This window comes from Nostoc sp., assembly GCF_036916735.1.
Lineage (GTDB): Bacteria > Cyanobacteriota > Cyanobacteriia > Cyanobacteriales > Nostocaceae > Nostoc.
This window is the reverse complement of the sequence record NZ_JBALFV010000072.1, coordinates 1-18,716: the sequence shown is the minus strand read 5'-3', so window position 1 is coordinate 18,716 and position 18,716 is coordinate 1. Positions and strand designations below refer to the sequence as shown.

Here is an 18,716-nt window from a genome sequence, read left to right as displayed (position 1 = left end):
TCAAATCATGGAAAATACATTAGTTGATAAAACCTTCCGTGACAGCAATGGGAATATTGTTATAGCTCAAATGCCAAACCCACCACTTATTCTTTGGATAGGAGCTAGTTTACTGACTTTAATTTTTCCAAGTGGTAAAATTAATACAGTATTAGACGTTTTGGCAACTGGTTCCTTGTTTACTTGGGCGTGGCTCGAACTATTTCAAGGTGTTAATTATTTTCGCAGAGCGCTAGGTCTTGCCGCGTTGATTGGTCTTATTGCATCAAAAATTTTGTGAGTAACGGTCGAGTAGCAAATAATACGGATAATACGAAAGATTACTAAATTATATTTTTTTGTTCAAAGTCCGAAATGTGAATAAAGTCATGCTTGAATTATGACTTTTTTACAATGTGCATCCTTGTTTAATATTTTAAACTGAGAGCAATACAGCAAATCAATTAAGATATGTACCAAACTAAACTTACATAAAACGTAGAAGTAAGAGGATTTGTTCATAAATTATTGATAAATGCCGTAGAAAACTAAACTAGATTGATGGACATTTGAACATGAAACGTATTTTATTAGGTACATTACTTGCTCTCCCATTGGCAATTTCCTCCTTGCCATCACAGGCATCGGCAGCAGAAATTCTTGTCAGACCCAATGTTCACAGAACTGCTTTTGTGCATAGACCTGTTGTTGCCCGATATAAACAAAGGTTCATTCCTGCACATTGGGAAACAGTACGACGCGGTAACAGATGGGTTAAGGTTAGAGTTCCTGCTCGTCATGTATATGTAAGAGTTTAATATCTAAATAGAGGCTAACAACTCAAGTAAGGTTGTTAACCTCTATTAGGTATAAGTTTTTTGCTAAATAAAACTTATAAAAAAATAAAAGTATTTGACATAAGTCAATTTAATTAATATGAATATATATCAAAATTATCGGATATTAAAAAAACTTATAATAGTTCTACTTGGCATTACTTTATTGACAAGTTGGGATTCCATTCAGGCTGAAGAAAAAAGTATAACTAAAGCAAAAATATTGAGTGGTGATAATTATGGAGAACTATATGACCAAGGAAAGTTACGTACTTACTATTTGTATACTCCGAAATCTTATAATCCAGACCGCCCAATGCCGTTAGTTTTAGTGTTTCACGGAGATGATGGTAGTGGTCGGTCTATCAGTAATGTGACTCGCTTCAATGAATTAGCAGATAAAAAAGGATTTATTGTTGCTTATCCAGATGGAATTAACCAAAAATGGAGCCTTAGAGGTAACGCTCAAGGAAAGGTAGATGATGTTGCGTTTGTCAATGCTTTAATTAATCATCTTCAGCAGCAAATCAATATTGATAACCATAAAGTTTATGCCACCGGTTTTTCTAGAGGTGCGATACTTACCCAAGCACTGGCTTGTAAATTACCTGATAAAATTTCTAGTTTTGCATCAGTAGCTGGTTCGCTCCCAGTTAGACTCAAACCTAATTGCCAGCCTCGAACTTCTATATCGATGTTAACGATCAATGGTACAAATGATCGCGATGTCCTTTATAAAGGTGACGATCGCACTCAACGAGGAGCGCTGCTTTCTATCTCAGAGATGGTAGATTTTTGGCGATCGCACGATCAATGTACTTCATCAAATGAATCTCCTGAGTTTTCTAAAGATAAAGTGAAAACCGCTATCTACACAGGTTGTAGTGACAACTCAGAAGTCTGGCAGCTAGCGGTAATAAACGGCGGACATTTCTGGCCTGGTGGTTCCTCAACTGACAAAAGTCTAAACAAATTTAATGCAAATCTGAGGCTGAATGCCAGTGAAACAATTTGGAACTTTTTTGAAAGTCACAGTTCGTAAACCGATACCGTTAAACACCATTTTGCTTAAACCACGCCAAAAGACGTTTCCAACCGTCCTTAGCATCTTTCTCGCGGTAGGAGGGGCGATAATCGGCAAAAAAAGCGTGGGGTGCATCAAGGTAGACGATAATTTCAGATTTGCTTTTGCTGGACTTTAAGCGATCGCGCATCTGTTCTACTGTATCAAGGCGAATACTCGTATCCTTGCCACCATAGAGTCCGAGAATGGGGACTGTCAGTTTTGATGCAATATCGATGGGATACTTGGGTTGAAGTTGGGTAGCATCGCCTGCAAGTCGTCCATACCAAGCCACACCAGCCTTCACTTTGGGATTATGTGCAGCATATAACCAGGTAATGCGACCACCCCAGCAGAAGCCTGTAATTGCCAATTTACTGGCATTCCCCTTAGCTGATTTCACAGCCCAGTTTACCGTGGCATCAAGATCAGATAACACTTGGGCATCTGGCACTTTGGCGACAATTGGGCGAATTTCGTCTATGTTGCTTAACTTCGAGACATCACCTTGACGGATAAATAATTCCGGTGCGATCGCTAAATACCCCAACTTGGCAAAGCGACGGGTGATATCTTGAATATGCTCGTGTACTCCAAAGATTTCTTGGATCACCAGAACAATTGGGAAATTTTCACCGGTGGCTGGTGCTGCTCTATAGGCAGGGATTTCGCCATCTTTGACGGGAATTTTCACCGCACCAGCTATCAACCCTTTGGCATCAGTGGTGATGACTTCGGCAGAAATGGGTTGTACTGCGAGGGCAAAACCCGCCGCCACAGTGGCTGTTGCAATAAATTTACGACGTGTTATTTCTTGCATCATCTCTACTTTACAATTGGCGAAAACTTTATTATTGCTTATCCGTATAATACTACAATGTAATATTACGGTTTATAAATCAATTTACCGCGATATTGGCTTTGTTTGCTACCTCAGTTTTCGCCTGTATAGAAATAGCGATCACTATATAAAAAGTAACCATTCACAGGATTTGAAACCGTTACAAAAATTAATTACGAATTATTTAATTTCTCCTTAGACTGTCTAAATATTTTATTTTAGGCAATTGACAAACTTCAAGTAAAATTGTATTTTACTTGAAGTTTAAAATAGCAAAATGTAAATTTTCACCATGTTTAATATTCTTTCACTAGGGAAATTTAAAAAAGTTACCACTAGCTTTTTTGTAGGTGCATCAATAGGAATTTTATCTCCTATAATTTTTACTTCTTCACGGGCTTTGGCTGCTTCTAGCCAGATTGGTATTCCCACCGGAGCAGCTACCGCACTTCAAACTCTAGCTAATCAAGGTATAACTCCTAAAACTATTGCATTCGCTCCCAATGCAGGGTGGGTAATTCTCAATGGTAACAATGGTTGGAACTCTGAAAATATTCCACAAGAGGCTACGAAGCTACTTTCTACTCTAACTCTAAATAAACAAAATTCAACCATCAACACTATTGCCTTTACACGTAGTGGAGAGTGGGTAATTATCTATGACGGTAATGCTTTTTCTTGGAGTACCAATTTTCCTAAAGATGTTGTTAATCAACTAAAGACTCTAAATCAAAACAAATCAACTATCAACACTGTTGCCTTTACACCTAATGGACAGTGGATAATTCTCTCTAACGGTGGTAACACTGCTAATTGGAGTACCAATTTTCCCAAAGATGCTGTTAATGAAATAAAGGCTATATATAAAATATATCCATATATCAAGACTATTGCGTTCACTCCCAATGGAGCGTGGGTAATTTTCTATGCAAATGGCTATGGCAATACTGGTTATGCTTATAGTTCCGGTATTTCACAACTTGCTACTAGTACAATTGTGAACGATTCTAAGGCAGGATACCGTTTAATAAATATAGCTTTTACTCCAAGCAATGGTTGGGCGTTACTTGATTTAAGTCCTCAAGAAATTCAACTGCAAAATCTAGAAATTCAACAAGAGATAGAATTAGATCAAATTCAGGGAGAAGCATTCAAAAATAGGGCAGCGGCAACCCTTAATGAAATCTAATAAAAATATTCCATCACTTCCTCAAAATTAACATCCTGGGGCATCTCCTCTACTGTCTTGAAGATTTGATATTTTCACAGTATAATCTGTTGTAATTTGTATTACCTTCAAAAGTTGACAGTAATAATCTGAATTTAACACTTGACATCACTGTTGAACAAAGAGCGATCACTTTATTTTCCCCGATTTATCCAATCTTCACCACCAGCTAACTGACTGAGATAATCATCCATAATCGCTGGTAATTCCTTTGGCGAATAAGTATATGTTAAAGCCAATAAACTAGTAGCTGTAGTCAAAATCTGGCTTTTATTTAGCATTCCAGACAACTGAGAACGAGTAAATTTGCTGTTCATCACTTCCTCGCTAGCATCAGCGATCGCATCTTCAATTACTTCCTCTTCTATGAAATTCTCCCATTCATCTAAATTAATGTAGTAAGATGTTTTATTATCTTTGATATTCAACTTTTTAATTTCTCGAATTGAATTACGAATAGAAGCCGCCCATGAACAAGTTAATCTTTGTTCTACTTGGTTCTTAATTAAATGAATCAGTAGAATGTTTAAATAAGCTTGGATATTCCGCAAAATAGCTTGTTTACTCATGCCTTCTAGTTCATCTACAATTACTAAGGCATCTGTATAACGTCCTTCTAAAATGCTCTTTTTGAGGTCTATTAATTCTTGTGTCATTTTTTCATCGCCTACTTGATTTTCAATCTTACCCACAGTTGTAGCTGAGTTAAGTTTTCAGCTAAAACTGTGGGTAACTCCTTAGCTGAATAAGAATAAGTTAGCGCCAAAAACTTCAAAGCAGTCTGAATTACCTGGTTTATATCTAACATTTCAGTAGCATGTAAATCAAAAGTGATATATAACAATCGCCTATATTTTATTAATAGCAGAGTATTTTACCTGCCATTAATAAAGCAGTATTGTTCACTTATGAGCCTGTATCACTTGTAAACTACCACCTGCATATAAAGTTGGCTCACTTGCTTCAAACCCAGTCTCAGTTAACAATCCAGGCAAATCAGTTTTCAACAATTGCCAAGCTGTTTCTGTCTCAAACAATAACAAAAACACTGATACCCCAGGCCAAAATATCGGATTCGTAGGAGCATGAAAATCCACCAGTGTAAACACTCCTCCTGGCTTCAACACCCGATAAACCTCACTAATAATTTTTCGCAATTGCTCAGGCTGCATCTCGTGTAATGCAACGCTGGTATGCACCACATCAAATAGATTATCTGCAAATGGCATCTTCTCTGCAAAAGCTTCGAGATAGACTGCTAATGGTACATTTTGCCGGGCCCGTTGCAAAGATTTGGGTGAAGCGTCCAATCCTGTTACATTTTGTGATAATTTTACCAAAAATTGCGTTGTTTGACCACTACCACAACATAAATCTAAGACCTGAGTATCTGAGTGAATTGTTAAGCCTTGCAAAGCAAGTTGCCGAAAACGGGCTTCACCACCTACACTTAAGGCTGCTAAACGAGAGATACCATCATACAGCCACTGATAACGGTAACTCCAATCCCTTAAAATTGTTGCCATTGCATATTTCCTTGCTATTAAGCTTTATATTTAATAAAGATATATTGTTAACATTAGTAAAAAACCTGAAAAGATTGGGGGAAAGTAACTGCTATGGGTCGTGTAGGCGTCTTATTACTCAATCTCGGTGGCCCCGATAAGCTAGAGGATGTCGGGCCGTTTTTGTACAACCTATTTTCCGATCCGGAAATTATTCGCCTACCATTTCGCTGGTTGCAAAAGCCCCTAGCCTGGTTTATTGCCTCGCGGCGAACCAGAACATCTCAAGAGAATTATAAGCAAATCGGTGGTGGTTCTCCACTGCGACGGATCACAGAAGCCCAAGGGGAAGCTTTAAAAGAACAGTTGAGTTATTTAGGGCAAGAAGCCAATATCTACGTGGGAATGCGTTATTGGAATCCCTATACAGAAGAGGCGATCGCACAGATCACCCAAGATAATATAGAACACCTGGTAATTTTGCCACTGTATCCCCAGTTTTCTATCAGCACGAGTGGTTCTAGCTTCCGGCTTTTAGAAAAACTTTGGCAAGAAGACCCAAAGCTTCAACCTATTGAATACACCGTCATTCCTTCCTGGTACAAACAACCAGGCTACCTGGAAGCAATGGCGGAACTCATCGCCCAAGAACTCGAACAGTATCCGAACCCGGATGAGGTTCATATATTCTTCAGTGCTCACGGCGTTCCTAAAAGCTACGTTAAAGAGGCTGGCGACCCTTACCAGCAAGAAATTGAGGAATGTACTGCCCTAATTATGCAGACGCTCAATCGACCTAATGCCCACACCTTAGCTTACCAAAGTCGTGTCGGCCCGGTAGAATGGCTCCAACCTTATACAGAGGATGCCCTCAAAGAACTAGGTGCAAAAGGCGTGAAAGATTTGGTTGTCGTGCCAATCAGTTTTGTTTCAGAACACATCGAGACACTGCAAGAAATTGATATTGAATATCGGGAAGTAGCAGAAGAAGCAGGAATTCACAACTTCCGTCGCGTTCCTGCTCCCAATACCCACCCAGTATTTATTAATGCACTTGCAGATTTGGTGATTGATGCGCTAAAAAATCCTAGTTTCAAGCTTTCGCAAGCTGCCCAAATGAAAAAAAGGGTGAAAATGTACCCCCAAGAACGTTGGGAATGGGGTTTGACTACTAGCGCTGAAGTATGGAATGGGCGGATCGCCATGCTGGGCTTTATTGCCTTAATCATTGAGTTAATTACTGGTCATGGCTTCTTGCACATGATTGGACTTTTGCAGTAAAAGGTACTGGGGACTAAGGAAGAGGGAGAGGGGATAAGAGTAGGGGAGCCAAGGGAAGAATAATTTACAATCCCCATTACCTCTTATCCCCAGAGAAAGTCCCACCTTCCCCAATCCCCAGTCCCTAATCCCCAGCCCCCAATCCCTGCCGATACCAGTCATACCAATGCTTCGCACTACGAACTGCAAACCAGAGCAGTATTAAAGCAATTACTCCTCCTTGCCAGGGAGCGTCAAAGGCAAAAAGTACTAAAGCAACACACAAGGTATCTTGAAGAAAGACTGCCCACAACGGTAAACCGCGTAACCGATAGAACCAACCAACTTGAACTAGCTGGAGTACTAAAGCTAAAGAACCCCCAATACACGCAATCATCCAGTTTGGTGCTGTTGCACTAGCTACTGCTAACCCCATAATTGCCCCCACAATAGGAGACATGAGTAATTGAACTAGTTGTAGCAATCTTTGCCCCCATAGCTTTTTTGAGGCGAATAATTCAACTAAAGACCAACAGCTGAGGCAGGCTAACAAGATTGGTGGAGAAATGTGAGATAAAATTGGAACTTGCGACCACAAGCTACTACCCTGCAACAATCCAATAATCAGCAAAGGTGTAGCTATTCTCATTCCTGCTGCCGCCGAGGCTGAAAGTGTGGCTAGGATTTCAATCATTAAGGCACTCGAAGCACTAATAAATAAGTAAATCTGTGTTATTTATACTACCCAGTAATGATAAAAATTCCAGCACCAAACTAACAGTTTTCAGTAATGCAATACTAAAGATTTTTGGCATTTTTATCAGAAAAGAATTCAGGAGCCAGAATTCAATTTTGAATTCTGTGCAAGTGGTGGATAGCGTCTGGTACACAGTGTCTTGATTCTGACCGAAGGAGGAGCGTCTTTAGCTTTGCTCCTGAATTGTGACTTCTGAATTCTTCTTCAAATATTCTTTTTTGAAAAAGTTTGCGTATTTTTTGAGTAACGGGTTTATAGTAAGCGCTTAAGCGCTCACTACAAGTAAATTAATCCTAAATTCCCAACCGTTGATAAACCTCTTCTAAATGGCTCAGATGCTGCTGGGGGTCAAAACAGACTTCTAATTCTGCTGAGGACAACTTTTCGGTAACGCGAGGATCTTGGCTAATCAAGTCTTGAAAATTACCTTCTGGCTTGTTCCAAGCGGCGTGAGCGCTTTCTTGAACGATCGCATAAGCATCTTCTCGGCTGCTTCCCTTATCTATCAAGGCAAGTAACACTTTTTGGCTGAACACAACGCCGCCGTAGCAATTGAGATTTCTTTCCATGTTCTCAGGATAAACCAACAAGTTTTTCACCAAGTCGGTTATTTCTATCAACATAAAATGCGTCAAAGTACAAGCATCTGGCAAAATCACCCGTTCTACAGAACTATGGGAAATATCCCTTTCATGCCAGAGAGCAACGTTTTCCAAAGCTGCACCTGCATGGCTTCTGACAAGTCGCGCCATTCCTGTCAGCCGTTCTGAACGAATGGGATTGCGCTTGTGTGGCATTGCCGAGGAACCTTTTTGACCTTTGGAGAAGAATTCTTCAACTTCCAGAACGTCTGTTTTTTGTAGATTACGAATTTCTACAGCAAAACGTTCGATGGATGCCGCTACTAAAGCTAATTGTTGCACATAGTCAGCGTGGCGATCGCGGGAAATAACTTGCGTTGAGGCCGTATCGGGTTTGAGTCCGAGTTTTTGGCAAGCGATCACTTCTACACGCGGTTCAACATTTGCATAAGTTCCCACCGCACCAGAAATCTTACCCACAGCGATCGTTTCGTGGAGAATTTTCAGGCGTTCTTGGTGTCGCAACACTTCTGCTAACCAGCCAGCTAGCTTGAAACCAAAAGTAATCGGTTCAGCATGAATACCATGCGATCGACCAGCCATCACTGTATGACGATGTTCCCGTGCTTTTTGGCGAATTACCTGAATCAAATCTTCTAGACGTTGCAATAATATATCTAGGCTGGCAACTAATTGCAGTGCTAAAGCTGTATCCAAAACATCCGAACTAGTTAAACCCAGGTGAATATAGCGTCCTGCATCACCTACATATTCGTTGACATTTGTCAAGAAAGCGATAACATCGTGGCGGACTACAGCCTCAATTTCCAGCACCCTATTGGGGTCAAAATCTGCCTTGGCTTTAATTTCCTCAACCGCCTGAGATGGAATGTAACCCAGTTCAGCTTGAGCCTCGCAAACAGCAATTTCGACTTGCAGCCAAGTTTTTAACTTATAGGCTTCACTCCACAGATTAGCCATTTCGGGCAAAGTATAACGCTCAATCACAGTTCGGCACAGAATACAACCGTCATATTTTACAGTTTAATTAATGTAGATCGCTTTTTAGTACTGCTTTTTGCTCAGGGACAGGACTAGTTTTAGAGTTAAAAGTGATGATACTAATGCTGCCATCAGCCTCCATATATGCAAACTTCACATCTGCTAAAAATTCTACACCTTGCTGGCGTAACTTGCTCATCAACTCATCGTCTGTAATTAACTCTCGTTGCAAATGACGCTCAATCATCCGACCATTTTTTACTAGTAGCAATGGTGGCTGATTTATAAAACGTTGGAACTGAGGTATTTTATAGCCCAACCAGTTCAACAAGTAACTCCAAAAAATCACAGTTCCTACCAGGATTGCGCCTTCAGTAATCGATGTATAATTACTTGCCATAGCATTTTGGGCCGCTTCAGCAAATAACACAACTACGAGTAAATCAGTGATTCCTAGTGTTCCTAATTGCCGGCTAGGAAGAAAACGTAGCACTGAAAACAGCGCTAAATAAACCAGTGAACCACGGATAATTAACTCAAAGACGCTGATGCTAGGAACAAAGATTGCCTGCCAATTGATAAAAAACCATTTTTCCATTAGCACTGATTTTTTTCCTTTCTCAATAGACTTCTGGAAAAAATCCAGTATCAGGTTATTTATCTGTGGTCTTATTTCATAAGACTAACTTCTATTAGAGGTTAAATACTTCAACATCTATCAGATTTATAAAACTAAATTCCTAACAATCAGGAATTAAAATCGCTGATTTTTTCTTCTCTGTTTTAAGCGCTTGGGCTTCTTGAAAGACTGGAATAAGCGATTAATAAAATTAGAAGGAGGCTTTTTATTAGTGGACGATTGCCCCGTTGGAGCTTTACCATTATATTCCCTGTTATCAGATAAAGGTATGGCATGTTTAGATGGGGTTATGCCGCTACCGTACCTTCTGGCATAAACTTGAGTAAACTCCGCACCGAAGAAAAGAATCTGCGCGGCATAGTTAACCCAAGCTAAGATTACCACCAGTGAACCAGCAGCACCATAAGCTGAACCAAAACTGCCATTACCTAAATATTGTCCTAACAAAAATCTCCCGATAGAAAACAAAAAGGAGGTGAGCATAGCTCCAATTAAAACATCACTCCAAGCAATTTCGACATCTGGTAGTACTTTAAAAATGAGTCCGAACAGGAACGTAGTGATGGCAAAGGAAAGGATGAAATTGAGAATCTGCCAGAGGAAATCGACACCTGGCAGCAAGTTACTAAAGTATGTTACTAATGCTGCTAATGCCGTGCTAATTACTAGAGAAACTAAAAGTAAAAAGCCAATCCCGATCACCATTGCAAAGGACAAAACGCGTAGACGAATAATGTTAGTTATGCCGCGTCCGGGTTTCGGTTTCACTTCCCAAATCGTGTTGAGGGAATCTTGCAACTCGGTAAATAAACCAGTAGCACCCACTAGTAGAACTATGACACTAATGATAGAAGCGATCGCTCCTGTTTGTGGTTTATTAGCATTGCTAATAGCTGTTTGGATAAATTGTGCCCCATCTCTGCCGACTAAGCCTTGAATTTGTCCAACAATTTGCCCTCTTGCCGCTTCTTCTCCAAATACTGCCCCTGCGATCGCAATTACAATAATTAGCAACGGTGCAATAGAAAAAATCGTGTAATAAGCTAACGCCGCCGCTAACCGTGAGGCTTTATCCTCACTCCATTCTTTGAACGTCTCTTGTAATAACTTCCAAATTGCCTGCAAATTCATCCAATCAGTCTCCTTAAAAGGTATCGGTTACTTCCTGATATATTGGATACTGATTTCATAAGTAGCAGCATCCATCCAAGGGAGTTTTTAAAGCGTCCTGAAGGAGGAATTTAGCAGAGTCGATAATTTACTTGACAGAAATATCTATAAATAATTTGCTTTTTTCTAAACAATAGGTAGTGCGATCGCTTTAGTATATAAAATACATTGAGAGTGATCGCATAATCCCTTGATTGATTTCTCTAATATCGTTTCGCTAAAATTTGGGATTTATTCATTGGTTAGCTATCTAAAGCATCCTATTGAAAATTTATACTTACTCATATAAGGGTTCCGATTCAGTAACCGATTCTCCTGCCTGTTCTAAACTACGTAGGGTGTTTAACGATAGAATTACAGAAGCGATTACCACTCTTCAGGATGCAGAAAATCGATTCGGTTTTGTTCATGTTGAAGACGAGAAATTTTTCCCAGAGTGGTATGAGGGATTGTCTGAAATTACAGAAGCGGATAAAGTCTCTGTGGATGTCGTGCGGCGCAGATATCTCTATCACCGTGCCGGAGGTGATTTATTAGAAGTCGCGGCTACACAAGACTTTACCCACCTCCGTGGGTTTAGACCTTTAAACATCCTCTTAAGTGGTCGTCAGGATATTCTCCTTGAAAATAGGTGTAATATCGCAGGTAGAGAAGGATAGAGCAGGTGCGCTACGAATTCACTAAACCCTTCTGCCTAGTTTGAGAAGTCAGAGACTTAGCCCCGTCAATGTTCAACTGCCGAGTAAAAAGGTTCAACTGCCGAGTAAAAAGGTTCAACTGCCGAGTAAAAAGGTTCAACTGCCGAGTAAAAAGGTTCAACTGCCGAGTAAAAAGACTCAACTGCCGAGTAAAAAGACTCAACTGCCGAGTAAAAAGGCTCAACTGCCGAGTAAAAAGGCTCAACTGCCGAGTAAAAAGGCTCAACTGCCGAGTAAAAAGGTTCAACTGCCGAGTAAAAAGGCTCAACTGCCGAGTAAAAAGGCTCAAGTGTCGAGTAAAAAGGCTCAACTGCCGAGTAAAAAGGTTCAACTGCCGAGTTCAATAGAGCAAGTGGGCTATGAATTCACTGAACCCTTGTGCCTAGTTTTGAAAGTCAGAAACCTCAACCCTTATTAACAGACTTAAGCCATCATCACAAGATTCTTACTGCATTCTATCGATTGTGCGATATTGGATTGCTTCTGCTACATGATTGGTTTTTACCTCATCTTCTGCCGCTAAATCTGCAATAGTTCGTGCCACTTTGAGAATGCGATCGCTTGCTCTTGCCGATAAACCTAATTTTCTAATGGCTACTTCTAATAAACTGCGGCTAGCATCATCTAACTTGCACCATTTCTGGAGATGACGACTTTGCATCTGGGCATTGCAACGCAGATTCGCTTCTGCTTGGAAACGAGTAATTGCGCGATCGCTTGCTTGTTGCACTCGTTGTAGTACTGATGTTGATGCTTCTCCGGTAGGTTGTTGGGTAATCTCTTCTGGTTTCAAGCGATTCACCGCAACTTGTAAATCAATACGATCCATCAACGGCCCAGAAAGTTTTGCCCAATATTGCTCACGTTGACGAGGAGAACAAGTACATTGTTGGATGGTATCGCCATAATAACCGCAAGGACAAGGATTGGTACTCGCCACCAAAGTAAACTGCGCGGGAAACATTACTGATAATTTGGTGCGGGAAATTGTGACGTAGCCATCTTCTAGAGGTTGGCGGAGAAATTCCAACACATCTCGTTTAAATTCCGTGAGTTCATCAAGGAATAGCACACCTCTGTGAGATAATGAGATTTCCCCAGGACGAGGGAAGCTACCGCCACCAACCAGAGAAGGCCCGGATGCTGAATGGTGAGGACTGCGAAAAGGGCGATCGCGTACCAACGAACCGCGATTTTTCAATAAACCAGCCACCGAATGGATGCGAGTCACTTCTAAAGATTCGGCAAAACTTAGAGGCGGTAAAATTCCTGGTAAGCGCCGTGCTAACATGGTTTTCCCACTACCAGGTGGCCCAACAAAAATTAAATTATGCCCGCCAGCAGCAGCAATTTCTAAAGCACGACGCGCATGAGCTTGTCCTTTAACATCATGCAAATCTGCGCCAGGGTAGGATACTGTTGCTATCTCCGTTGTGCCATCTATCTGCACAGGCTTGTAACGCCCCGGATTATTTAAAAAATCTACCACCTCAGACAGATGTTTGCAGCCATAAACAGCCAAATCTTGAACCACTGCCGCTTCTTGGGCATTATCAGCAGGGATAACTAAACCTGCAATTCCCATCTTTTGAGCAGCTGCTGCGATCGGCAAGACACCAGCCACCGGACGCAAACTGCCATCTAAAGAGACTTCACCCAAAAATAGATAATCCCCCAACAAATCAGCGCTAACTTGCTCAGAAGCTGCCAGAATTCCCACACTAATAGGCAAATCGAAACAGGGGCCTTCTTTGCGTAAATCTGCCGGAGTTAAATTGATCACAATTTTTCGCATGGGGAAGGCGAAACCTGCATTCTTCAGCGTTGCTTTGACTCTTTCTCTTGATTCTTGAATCGCTGAATCTGGCAATCCCAAGACAACAATTCCCGGTAATCCCCCTGAAACATCGACTTCCACGCCGACTTTGACGGCATCGATGCCCACAATTGATGCACTCCAAACTCTGGCAAGCATTTATTATATAACAGTAAACCTTTCAAATCTTTAGCAGATGAGTCCCTACATTGGCATTAGTGAAATTACAGAGACAATTTTTTGAGTAAAGTAGTTACATCAATTTTCAAATAAATAGACCATGCGGTGTCAAATTAATATGAAAGCCTGGCCTGATAAGATACTTGCTCTGTACCTTTTTCATTCTGGTCATTTATTAACTTGCCATCTTCCATGTAAACGATGCGATCGGCAATATCTAAAATGCGGTTGTCATGAGTAACTAAGAGAATAGTACAATCCTGTTCTTTAGCTAGGCTTTGCATCAGGTTAACCACATCTCGTCCCGATTTACTGTCAAGGGCGGCGGTGGGTTCATCCGCTAAGACAATTTTAGGACGACCGACCAATGCACGAGCGATCGCAACTCTTTGTTTTTGTCCCCCAGATAAATCATCAGGATAATAATTCAGGCGCTCTCCTAATCCTACTTCCTCTAACATTAGGGCTGACCGGGTTTTCATTTCTGCCGCCGAAATATTCTTATGCACTTCCAAACCCATTCTGACGTTCTGGAGCGCTGTTAGGCTACCGTGCAAATTGTGGGCTTGGAAAATATAACCGTTATTGCGTCGTGCTTGGGTAAGTTGTGCTTTGTTAGCGCCACACAGTTCTTGTTCTAATATCTGCAAACTGCCAGATTGGGCAGAACGCAAGCCGCCGACTAAAGTCAGAAGTGTAGTTTTACCAGAACCAGAAGGCCCAGTCATAATAATAATTTCGCCGGCATAAATATCCAGGTTGATATCAAAGAGAACTTGCTTGCGAAGTTGACCATGACCAAAATAGTGGTCAAGATTTTTAACAGAGATTACAGGAGGCATACCAATTTTAAATTTTAAATTTTAGATTTTAGATTGGGAATTGGGTAAGTATCTTTATGCCCGATGCCCAATGCCCACTTGCCCTGAGCGAAGCCGAAGGGATGCCCAAAGCCCATTTTCTAAAACATATCTGCGGGGTCGGCAGATTGTAATTTCCGGGTGGCGATCGTACCAGAAATTATGCACATAATCATTGTCAGTGTTAATACCGTCAAGGCTCGTGCTACAGTCATGTAAACCGGCAAATTGGTGGCATTACGAGTTAAATGATAAAGTCCTAAAGGTGCGATCGCTCCTGGGATAAAACCTAAAACTGCCAAAATTATCGCCTCTTCAAACACTACACCTAATAAGTAGAGATTGTTATATCCCATTGCTTTAAAAGTGGCGTATTCTTTGATATGGGAATTCACATCTGTAGAAAGAACTTGATAGACAATAATCACGCCCACCAGAAATCCCATTGCTACACCCAAGCTGAAGATAAACCCGATAGCCGTATTTGTTTTCCAGTAATTTATTTCAAATTCGAGAAATTCTGCTTTGGTTAAAACTTTAACATCATCATCTAAATGAGATTTTAAAGCTATTTTCATCTGTTGTGGGTCATAGCCTGGTTGCAGCTGCACTAAACCTAGACTGACACTGCTGGCTTCTTGTCTGGGAAATAGTCGCAGAAAGTTCTGGTCGCTGGTGATCAAAGTACCATCGGCTATGAAGGAAGCCCCGACTGAAAATAAGCCGCTAATGGTAATTGTCCGCCGTTCTATTTCGGTTGTGACAGTTTTACCTTGTTCAATTTTGGCGATCGCTTCGTTGTAATCTCCTCTAGAGGCGCGATCAAACAGAACAGTATCTGGTAGCTTAATAGCATCTATCTGGCGATTCACATCTGCTAAGTTCAACACTTGCCGATCAGGATTGAACCCCATAACTAATATTGTCGTTTTCTGATGTGTTTGGGGATTTTTCCAATCAACAATGTTGACATACATTCCTTCTGCCGACTTTACACCTGGTACATCCATTACTTGATACAACCGCCGCCGCGTAAAGCTAGACATATATGCTAGGTTACGTGCTTGGGGGCTAATGACAAACATATCAGCCTGCATACTCCGATGCAGCATTGTGTTACTTTCAAACAGGGCATTCTGAAACCCTAGCTGCATGAACATTAGAACATCGGCAAAGGCAATACCTGACAATGCCACCAAAAGACGACCTTTTTCATGACTCAGTTGCAGCCATCCTAAAGGCGTTCGCCGCCGCAGTTGCTGGATAAATCCAATCACAGTTCAATCACCGCCTTGACTTGCAAATTAGTTAAGTTAGAAGCATTTTGGCTGGATAGTTTATTTAGTTGCACATGGACTTCCACTACTCTGGCATCAATATTGCTAGAGGGGTCAGCATTGATCAGATTTTGCCGCTTTACCTGCATACCAATCCAATCGACTCTTCCCCCTAATTGATTGCGGAGGGAATCACTGCTTACTAGTACCGATTGTCCCGGACGCACTCTCTTGATATCACTTTGGTAAACTTCTACTACTGCATACATCTGGTCGGTTTGACCTAGAGCCACAATTCCTTCATTGCCAACAGTTTCTCCGGCTCGGGTATTAATCTCCAAAATTCGACCGGCTTTAGGAGCCAGAACGTATGCCTCTGCCAGTTCTGCTCTAATTTTTTCCACAGTGGCTTGAGCACTGTCTATCTCTGCTTGGGCATTTGCTATATCTGTAGGACGAACTTCAGTGGTTTGATTTAGGTTAGCTTTTGCTTCGTTAATCTGCTGTTGCAAGCTGGCGAGGGTTTGATTTTGGTTAGCTTTTGCTTCGTTAAGCTGCTGTTGTAGGGTCGCTACAGTTCTTGTCTGGGTGGCTTGGCTTTCAATTAAGGCTTGAGTAGAAGTTTCAGCGCTTAGGCGTCTTTTATCAACTTCTTCGCTAGAAATTGCTCCTGCTTTGTATAAAGTCTCATAGCGCTGCACGTCAGCTTGGGCATTACCTTTCTCGGCTGCGACGCGAGCCACTGTTGCTTGCAAGCTGCGTTGTTGCCCAAGGAGTTCTGCTTCTAGACGATTAATTGTAGCTTGCTGAGTTTTAATGTTTCCTTGTAGTTCTACTTGTACACGATTCACTGTAGCTTGACGCGCTCCAATTTCTCCCTGTTTAGCTCCAGCTTTTACCTGGTTAAGGCGAGATTTGGCAACTTGAACTTGTTTTTGTGCTTCACCCAAAGTAGCTTGTAAGCGAGCGCGGTTGTCCATAATCGCAACTACCTGCCCAGCTTTGACGCGATCGCCTTCTTTCACCAATAGTTGCTCTACCCGATTTCCTTCACCCATTGAAGAAGGCGCTGACAGTTTTATTACCTCTCCCTTTGGTTCCAACCGCCCTAATGCTGTTACTGTTTTTACCACAGGCACAACTGCTACTGGTGCTTTTTGCTTTTCATTACCTGTAGCCTGAAGCTTCATTACTGTATAAACACTGAACCCGCCTATGGCAAAAGCTGCAATTATTGCAAATAGAAGAGGCGATCGCAAAAGATTCTGAGAAGACCTTAAACCCTCTGAATTCCTGTATTGCTCCATACTATTTTCCCCTGACCACCAGTAGCAACTTGTACTAAACTGTACAGTTCAATTTATGCTAAACTAAACGGGCTAGTTTAGTCAACATGATATAACTAAACTTGTCATCAATTTGCAAAGGCATCATGCAGCGGAATGTTATTCCCTATTAGGATTGATTGTCTACTACAAGAAAGTAGAACAGAAAAGAGTTGACAATAGAGGCTTTTGAGCTTTATCGAAGGGTAGTAAGTTGGCACAATTAAACTAAACTATGTGAAGAACGATAAACTACACTAAAACCCTCTTCCTTCCTGCCTCCTGCCTTATTCTAACGATAAATTTTTCCGCCGACCTATTTATGTTTATTTTCGCCATTTTGTACTGGGCATTTTGCAGCATCTATTAATATTGTTTATGAGAAAGGATGATTAATAAATGGTACGCATTAAAGCTGGCGAAGTGGATCGAGACAATTCCGTTGATAAAGTGGAGCAAATTCTGCAAGGGGCAATGCAAGAATTCCTTCAACATGGCTATGCTGGTACAAGCATGGATCGGGTAGCGGTAGCAGCAGGTGTTTCTAAAGCGACAGTCTACAGCCACTTTCAAGATAAAGAAGGACTTTTTAAAGTACTGTTAGAGCAACTGACAAGCAAAAAGAATAGCTCCATTTTTGGCACAGAACCGATTGAGGGAGAACCAGGCGTCATACTGCACCAAGTAGCAACCAAAGCATTAGAGCAGATGCTTAACGACAAAGAACATAGTGCATTTATGCGAGTACTAATTGGGGAATCTGGGCGTTTTCCTGAGTTAGCTCAAATTTGTGTTCAAGCGATGATTAAGCCAGTAGCCCAAACTCTCACTCAATACTTGGCGGCTCCTGAATTAAACATACCTGACCCAGAGGCAACAGCAAGAATTTTCTTAGGAGCATTGGTGCATTTTCATATTACTCAAAATGTGATGCATGGACAGGACATTGTACCAATGGAAAGCGATCGCCTAATTGATGCCTTAACACACCTAATCAATAAATGCGCTGATTAGATTATTAGTAGGGGCGCAAGGCATTGCATAGGAGATGTCAACTTAACATAAAAACCAGTCTAGACAGGGCTTTAAAAGATTGCCTCGTCGCCTCGTTCCTAGTCTGCGACTGTCTTTTTTTCCCGACAATCCTTGGCGATGATATTGCTCGTCGCTACAGGAATAATCCCCACCATCGACTCCACCCAATGCCAAGAGGAAGTGTGAGAATTTTGGGAAAAAGCACCTAGATGATAAAGGTGGTGGGGTAGCCTGTACCCATATTTCTCACAAGCTTGAGGTGCAGGCTTTGAGAGATGTGGTAAGAAATTCGGGTGTACTTGGGCATGGTTCGACTCCGGCTCCATCGAGCGACTTGTACGCTCGCTAGTCGAAGTAAGCCGAGATGCTCACCAACCACTCAGTGACCATCTTAGATATCGCTCTTATCACTAGTGTTGATTATGTAAAGCCTCCTTTTTCAATGAGTTGGGGATTTTTCACTCTTAGTGTGTAAATCCCAAGAGAAAATTTTTTATAAAAGTACTTTACAAAACGCAATAAATTATTTAAGATATGTAACAGGTAGTCAAACCTACCTAATTTATTCACAACCAATCGCACTTATAAAACCATGACAGCAACCTTACAACAGCGCTCAAGCGCCAACGTATGGGATAGATTCTGTGAGTGGATCACCAGCAC

Annotated in this window: 20 protein-coding genes; 8 read left to right on the top strand and 12 right to left on the bottom strand. The window is 41.3% G+C overall.

What is annotated here, in order from left to right:
* The first annotated feature begins 7 nt into the window (after nt 1–7).
* The 3 genes from V7L20_RS17570 (at nt 8) to V7L20_RS17560 (ending at nt 1,857) form a co-directional block, all read left to right on the top strand.
* On the top strand, nt 8–280 hold the full coding sequence (locus V7L20_RS17570) for a hypothetical protein (RefSeq protein ID WP_334745323.1): 273 nt from the start codon (nt 8–10) through the stop codon (nt 278–280).
* Between the two features lie 274 nt (nt 281–554).
* Complete coding sequence (locus V7L20_RS17565; RefSeq protein WP_334745322.1) at nt 555–797, top strand: hypothetical protein; 243 nt, start codon at nt 555–557, stop codon at nt 795–797.
* 184 nt (nt 798–981) lie between these two features.
* Nucleotides 982–1,857 (top strand): extracellular catalytic domain type 1 short-chain-length polyhydroxyalkanoate depolymerase, encoded by an 876-nt coding sequence (locus V7L20_RS17560; RefSeq protein WP_334745321.1) that lies wholly within the window; start codon nt 982–984, stop codon nt 1,855–1,857.
* A gap of 10 nt (nt 1,858–1,867) precedes the next feature.
* Here the strand turns inward: V7L20_RS17560 and V7L20_RS17555 are convergent, their stop codons facing one another.
* Nucleotides 1,868–2,698 carry a dienelactone hydrolase family protein gene (locus V7L20_RS17555; protein WP_334745349.1) on the bottom strand — a complete coding sequence of 277 codons (831 nt, stop codon included), beginning with the start codon at nt 2,696–2,698 and terminating at the stop codon, nt 1,868–1,870.
* 313 nt (nt 2,699–3,011) lie between these two features.
* On the opposite strand from V7L20_RS17555, the gene V7L20_RS17550 reads away from it, so the two are divergent.
* Entirely contained in the window at nt 3,012–3,908 is an 897-nt protein-coding gene (locus tag V7L20_RS17550; protein WP_334745320.1) for a WD40 repeat domain-containing protein, read from the top strand.
* 173 nt (nt 3,909–4,081) lie between these two features.
* On the opposite strand, the gene V7L20_RS17545 is transcribed toward V7L20_RS17550, so the two are convergent.
* Together V7L20_RS17545 and V7L20_RS17540 are read right to left on the bottom strand one after the other, a co-directional pair.
* Nucleotides 4,082–4,603 (bottom strand): DUF29 family protein, encoded by a 522-nt coding sequence (locus V7L20_RS17545; RefSeq protein WP_334745348.1) that lies wholly within the window; start codon nt 4,601–4,603, stop codon nt 4,082–4,084.
* A gap of 246 nt (nt 4,604–4,849) precedes the next feature.
* Nucleotides 4,850–5,473, bottom strand: a complete 624-nt coding sequence (locus V7L20_RS17540) for a class I SAM-dependent methyltransferase (RefSeq protein ID WP_334745319.1) — start codon at nt 5,471–5,473, stop codon at nt 4,850–4,852.
* 93 nt (nt 5,474–5,566) lie between these two features.
* Between V7L20_RS17540 and hemH the strand changes: the two genes are divergently transcribed.
* Nucleotides 5,567–6,733: a ferrochelatase gene (gene hemH, locus V7L20_RS17535; RefSeq protein ID WP_334745318.1), complete on the top strand. Its 1,167-nt coding sequence runs from the start codon at nt 5,567–5,569 to the stop codon at nt 6,731–6,733.
* Between the two features lie 124 nt (nt 6,734–6,857).
* Here the strand turns inward: hemH and V7L20_RS17530 are convergent, their stop codons facing one another.
* The 4 genes from V7L20_RS17530 to V7L20_RS17515 all read right to left on the bottom strand — a co-directional run bounded on the left by V7L20_RS17530 (nt 6,858) and on the right by V7L20_RS17515 (nt 10,823).
* Nucleotides 6,858–7,406 (bottom strand): DUF4126 domain-containing protein, encoded by a 549-nt coding sequence (locus V7L20_RS17530; protein ID WP_334745317.1) that lies wholly within the window; start codon nt 7,404–7,406, stop codon nt 6,858–6,860.
* 356 nt (nt 7,407–7,762) lie between these two features.
* Nucleotides 7,763–9,058, bottom strand: coding sequence for an adenylosuccinate lyase (purB, locus tag V7L20_RS17525; protein ID WP_334745316.1), 1,296 nt, complete (start codon nt 9,056–9,058; stop codon nt 7,763–7,765).
* Between the two features lie 40 nt (nt 9,059–9,098).
* Nucleotides 9,099–9,650 (bottom strand): DUF421 domain-containing protein, encoded by a 552-nt coding sequence (locus V7L20_RS17520; protein ID WP_334745315.1) that lies wholly within the window; start codon nt 9,648–9,650, stop codon nt 9,099–9,101.
* A gap of 156 nt (nt 9,651–9,806) precedes the next feature.
* A complete protein-coding gene (locus tag V7L20_RS17515) occupies nt 9,807–10,823 on the bottom strand; it encodes a YihY/virulence factor BrkB family protein (RefSeq protein WP_334745314.1) in 1,017 nt (338 codons plus the stop codon).
* Between the two features lie 377 nt (nt 10,824–11,200).
* Between V7L20_RS17515 and V7L20_RS17510 the strand changes: the two genes are divergently transcribed.
* A complete protein-coding gene (locus V7L20_RS17510) occupies nt 11,201–11,521 on the top strand; it encodes a hypothetical protein (protein WP_334745313.1) in 321 nt (106 codons plus the stop codon).
* A 40-nt stretch (nt 11,522–11,561) separates the two neighbouring features.
* Nucleotides 11,562–11,978: a hypothetical protein gene (locus V7L20_RS17505; protein ID WP_334745312.1), complete on the top strand. Its 417-nt coding sequence runs from the start codon at nt 11,562–11,564 to the stop codon at nt 11,976–11,978.
* Nucleotides 11,979–12,005: 27 nt separating this feature from the next.
* Here the strand turns inward: V7L20_RS17505 and V7L20_RS17500 are convergent, their stop codons facing one another.
* The 4 genes from V7L20_RS17500 to V7L20_RS17485 form a co-directional block, all read right to left on the bottom strand.
* The gene (locus V7L20_RS17500) at nt 12,006–13,535 is read right to left on the bottom strand and encodes a YifB family Mg chelatase-like AAA ATPase (RefSeq protein WP_334745311.1); all 1,530 of its coding nucleotides are present in this window, start codon (nt 13,533–13,535) and stop codon (nt 12,006–12,008) included.
* A gap of 134 nt (nt 13,536–13,669) precedes the next feature.
* Nucleotides 13,670–14,398, bottom strand: coding sequence for a DevA family ABC transporter ATP-binding protein (locus V7L20_RS17495; protein ID WP_334745310.1), 729 nt, complete (start codon nt 14,396–14,398; stop codon nt 13,670–13,672).
* A 119-nt stretch (nt 14,399–14,517) separates the two neighbouring features.
* Nucleotides 14,518–15,693: an ABC transporter permease DevC gene (gene devC, locus V7L20_RS17490; RefSeq protein WP_334745309.1), complete on the bottom strand. Its 1,176-nt coding sequence runs from the start codon at nt 15,691–15,693 to the stop codon at nt 14,518–14,520.
* Complete coding sequence (locus tag V7L20_RS17485; RefSeq protein WP_334745308.1) at nt 15,690–17,000, bottom strand: HlyD family efflux transporter periplasmic adaptor subunit; 1,311 nt, start codon at nt 16,998–17,000, stop codon at nt 15,690–15,692. Before V7L20_RS17485 ends, devC begins: the two co-directional genes overlap by 4 nt.
* Nucleotides 17,001–17,417: 417 nt before the next feature.
* On the opposite strand from V7L20_RS17485, the gene V7L20_RS17480 reads away from it, so the two are divergent.
* Complete coding sequence (locus V7L20_RS17480; protein ID WP_334745307.1) at nt 17,418–18,032, top strand: TetR/AcrR family transcriptional regulator; 615 nt, start codon at nt 17,418–17,420, stop codon at nt 18,030–18,032.
* A 98-nt stretch (nt 18,033–18,130) separates the two neighbouring features.
* On the opposite strand, the gene V7L20_RS17475 is transcribed toward V7L20_RS17480, so the two are convergent.
* The gene (locus tag V7L20_RS17475) at nt 18,131–18,379 is read right to left on the bottom strand and encodes a hypothetical protein (protein ID WP_334745306.1); all 249 of its coding nucleotides are present in this window, start codon (nt 18,377–18,379) and stop codon (nt 18,131–18,133) included.
* Nucleotides 18,380–18,716 lie beyond the last annotated feature (337 nt).

Bases quoted from the DNA above. Each gene is read 5' to 3' on its own strand.
- V7L20_RS17515 (WP_334745314.1), bottom strand. From the start codon at position 10,823: ATGAATTTGCAGGCAATTTGGAAGTTATTACAAGAGACGTTCAAAGAA.
- V7L20_RS17530 (WP_334745317.1), bottom strand. From the start codon at position 7,406: ATGATTGAAATCCTAGCCACACTTTCAGCCTCGGCGGCAGCAGGAATG.
- V7L20_RS17520 (WP_334745315.1), bottom strand. From the start codon at position 9,650: ATGGAAAAATGGTTTTTTATCAATTGGCAGGCAATCTTTGTTCCTAGC.
- V7L20_RS17570 (WP_334745323.1), top strand. From the start codon at position 8: ATGGAAAATACATTAGTTGATAAAACCTTCCGTGACAGCAATGGGAAT.
- V7L20_RS17555 (WP_334745349.1), bottom strand. From the start codon at position 2,698: ATGCAAGAAATAACACGTCGTAAATTTATTGCAACAGCCACTGTGGCG.
- V7L20_RS17495 (WP_334745310.1), bottom strand. From the start codon at position 14,398: ATGCCTCCTGTAATCTCTGTTAAAAATCTTGACCACTATTTTGGTCAT.
- V7L20_RS17565 (WP_334745322.1), top strand. From the start codon at position 555: ATGAAACGTATTTTATTAGGTACATTACTTGCTCTCCCATTGGCAATT.
- V7L20_RS17475 (WP_334745306.1), bottom strand. From the start codon at position 18,379: ATGGAGCCGGAGTCGAACCATGCCCAAGTACACCCGAATTTCTTACCA.
- hemH (WP_334745318.1), top strand. From the start codon at position 5,567: ATGGGTCGTGTAGGCGTCTTATTACTCAATCTCGGTGGCCCCGATAAG.
- V7L20_RS17545 (WP_334745348.1), bottom strand. From the start codon at position 4,603: ATGACACAAGAATTAATAGACCTCAAAAAGAGCATTTTAGAAGGACGT.
- V7L20_RS17485 (WP_334745308.1), bottom strand. From the start codon at position 17,000: ATGGAGCAATACAGGAATTCAGAGGGTTTAAGGTCTTCTCAGAATCTT.
- V7L20_RS17480 (WP_334745307.1), top strand. From the start codon at position 17,418: ATGGTACGCATTAAAGCTGGCGAAGTGGATCGAGACAATTCCGTTGAT.
- V7L20_RS17540 (WP_334745319.1), bottom strand. From the start codon at position 5,473: ATGGCAACAATTTTAAGGGATTGGAGTTACCGTTATCAGTGGCTGTAT.
- V7L20_RS17500 (WP_334745311.1), bottom strand. From the start codon at position 13,535: ATGCTTGCCAGAGTTTGGAGTGCATCAATTGTGGGCATCGATGCCGTC.
- V7L20_RS17550 (WP_334745320.1), top strand. From the start codon at position 3,012: ATGTTTAATATTCTTTCACTAGGGAAATTTAAAAAAGTTACCACTAGC.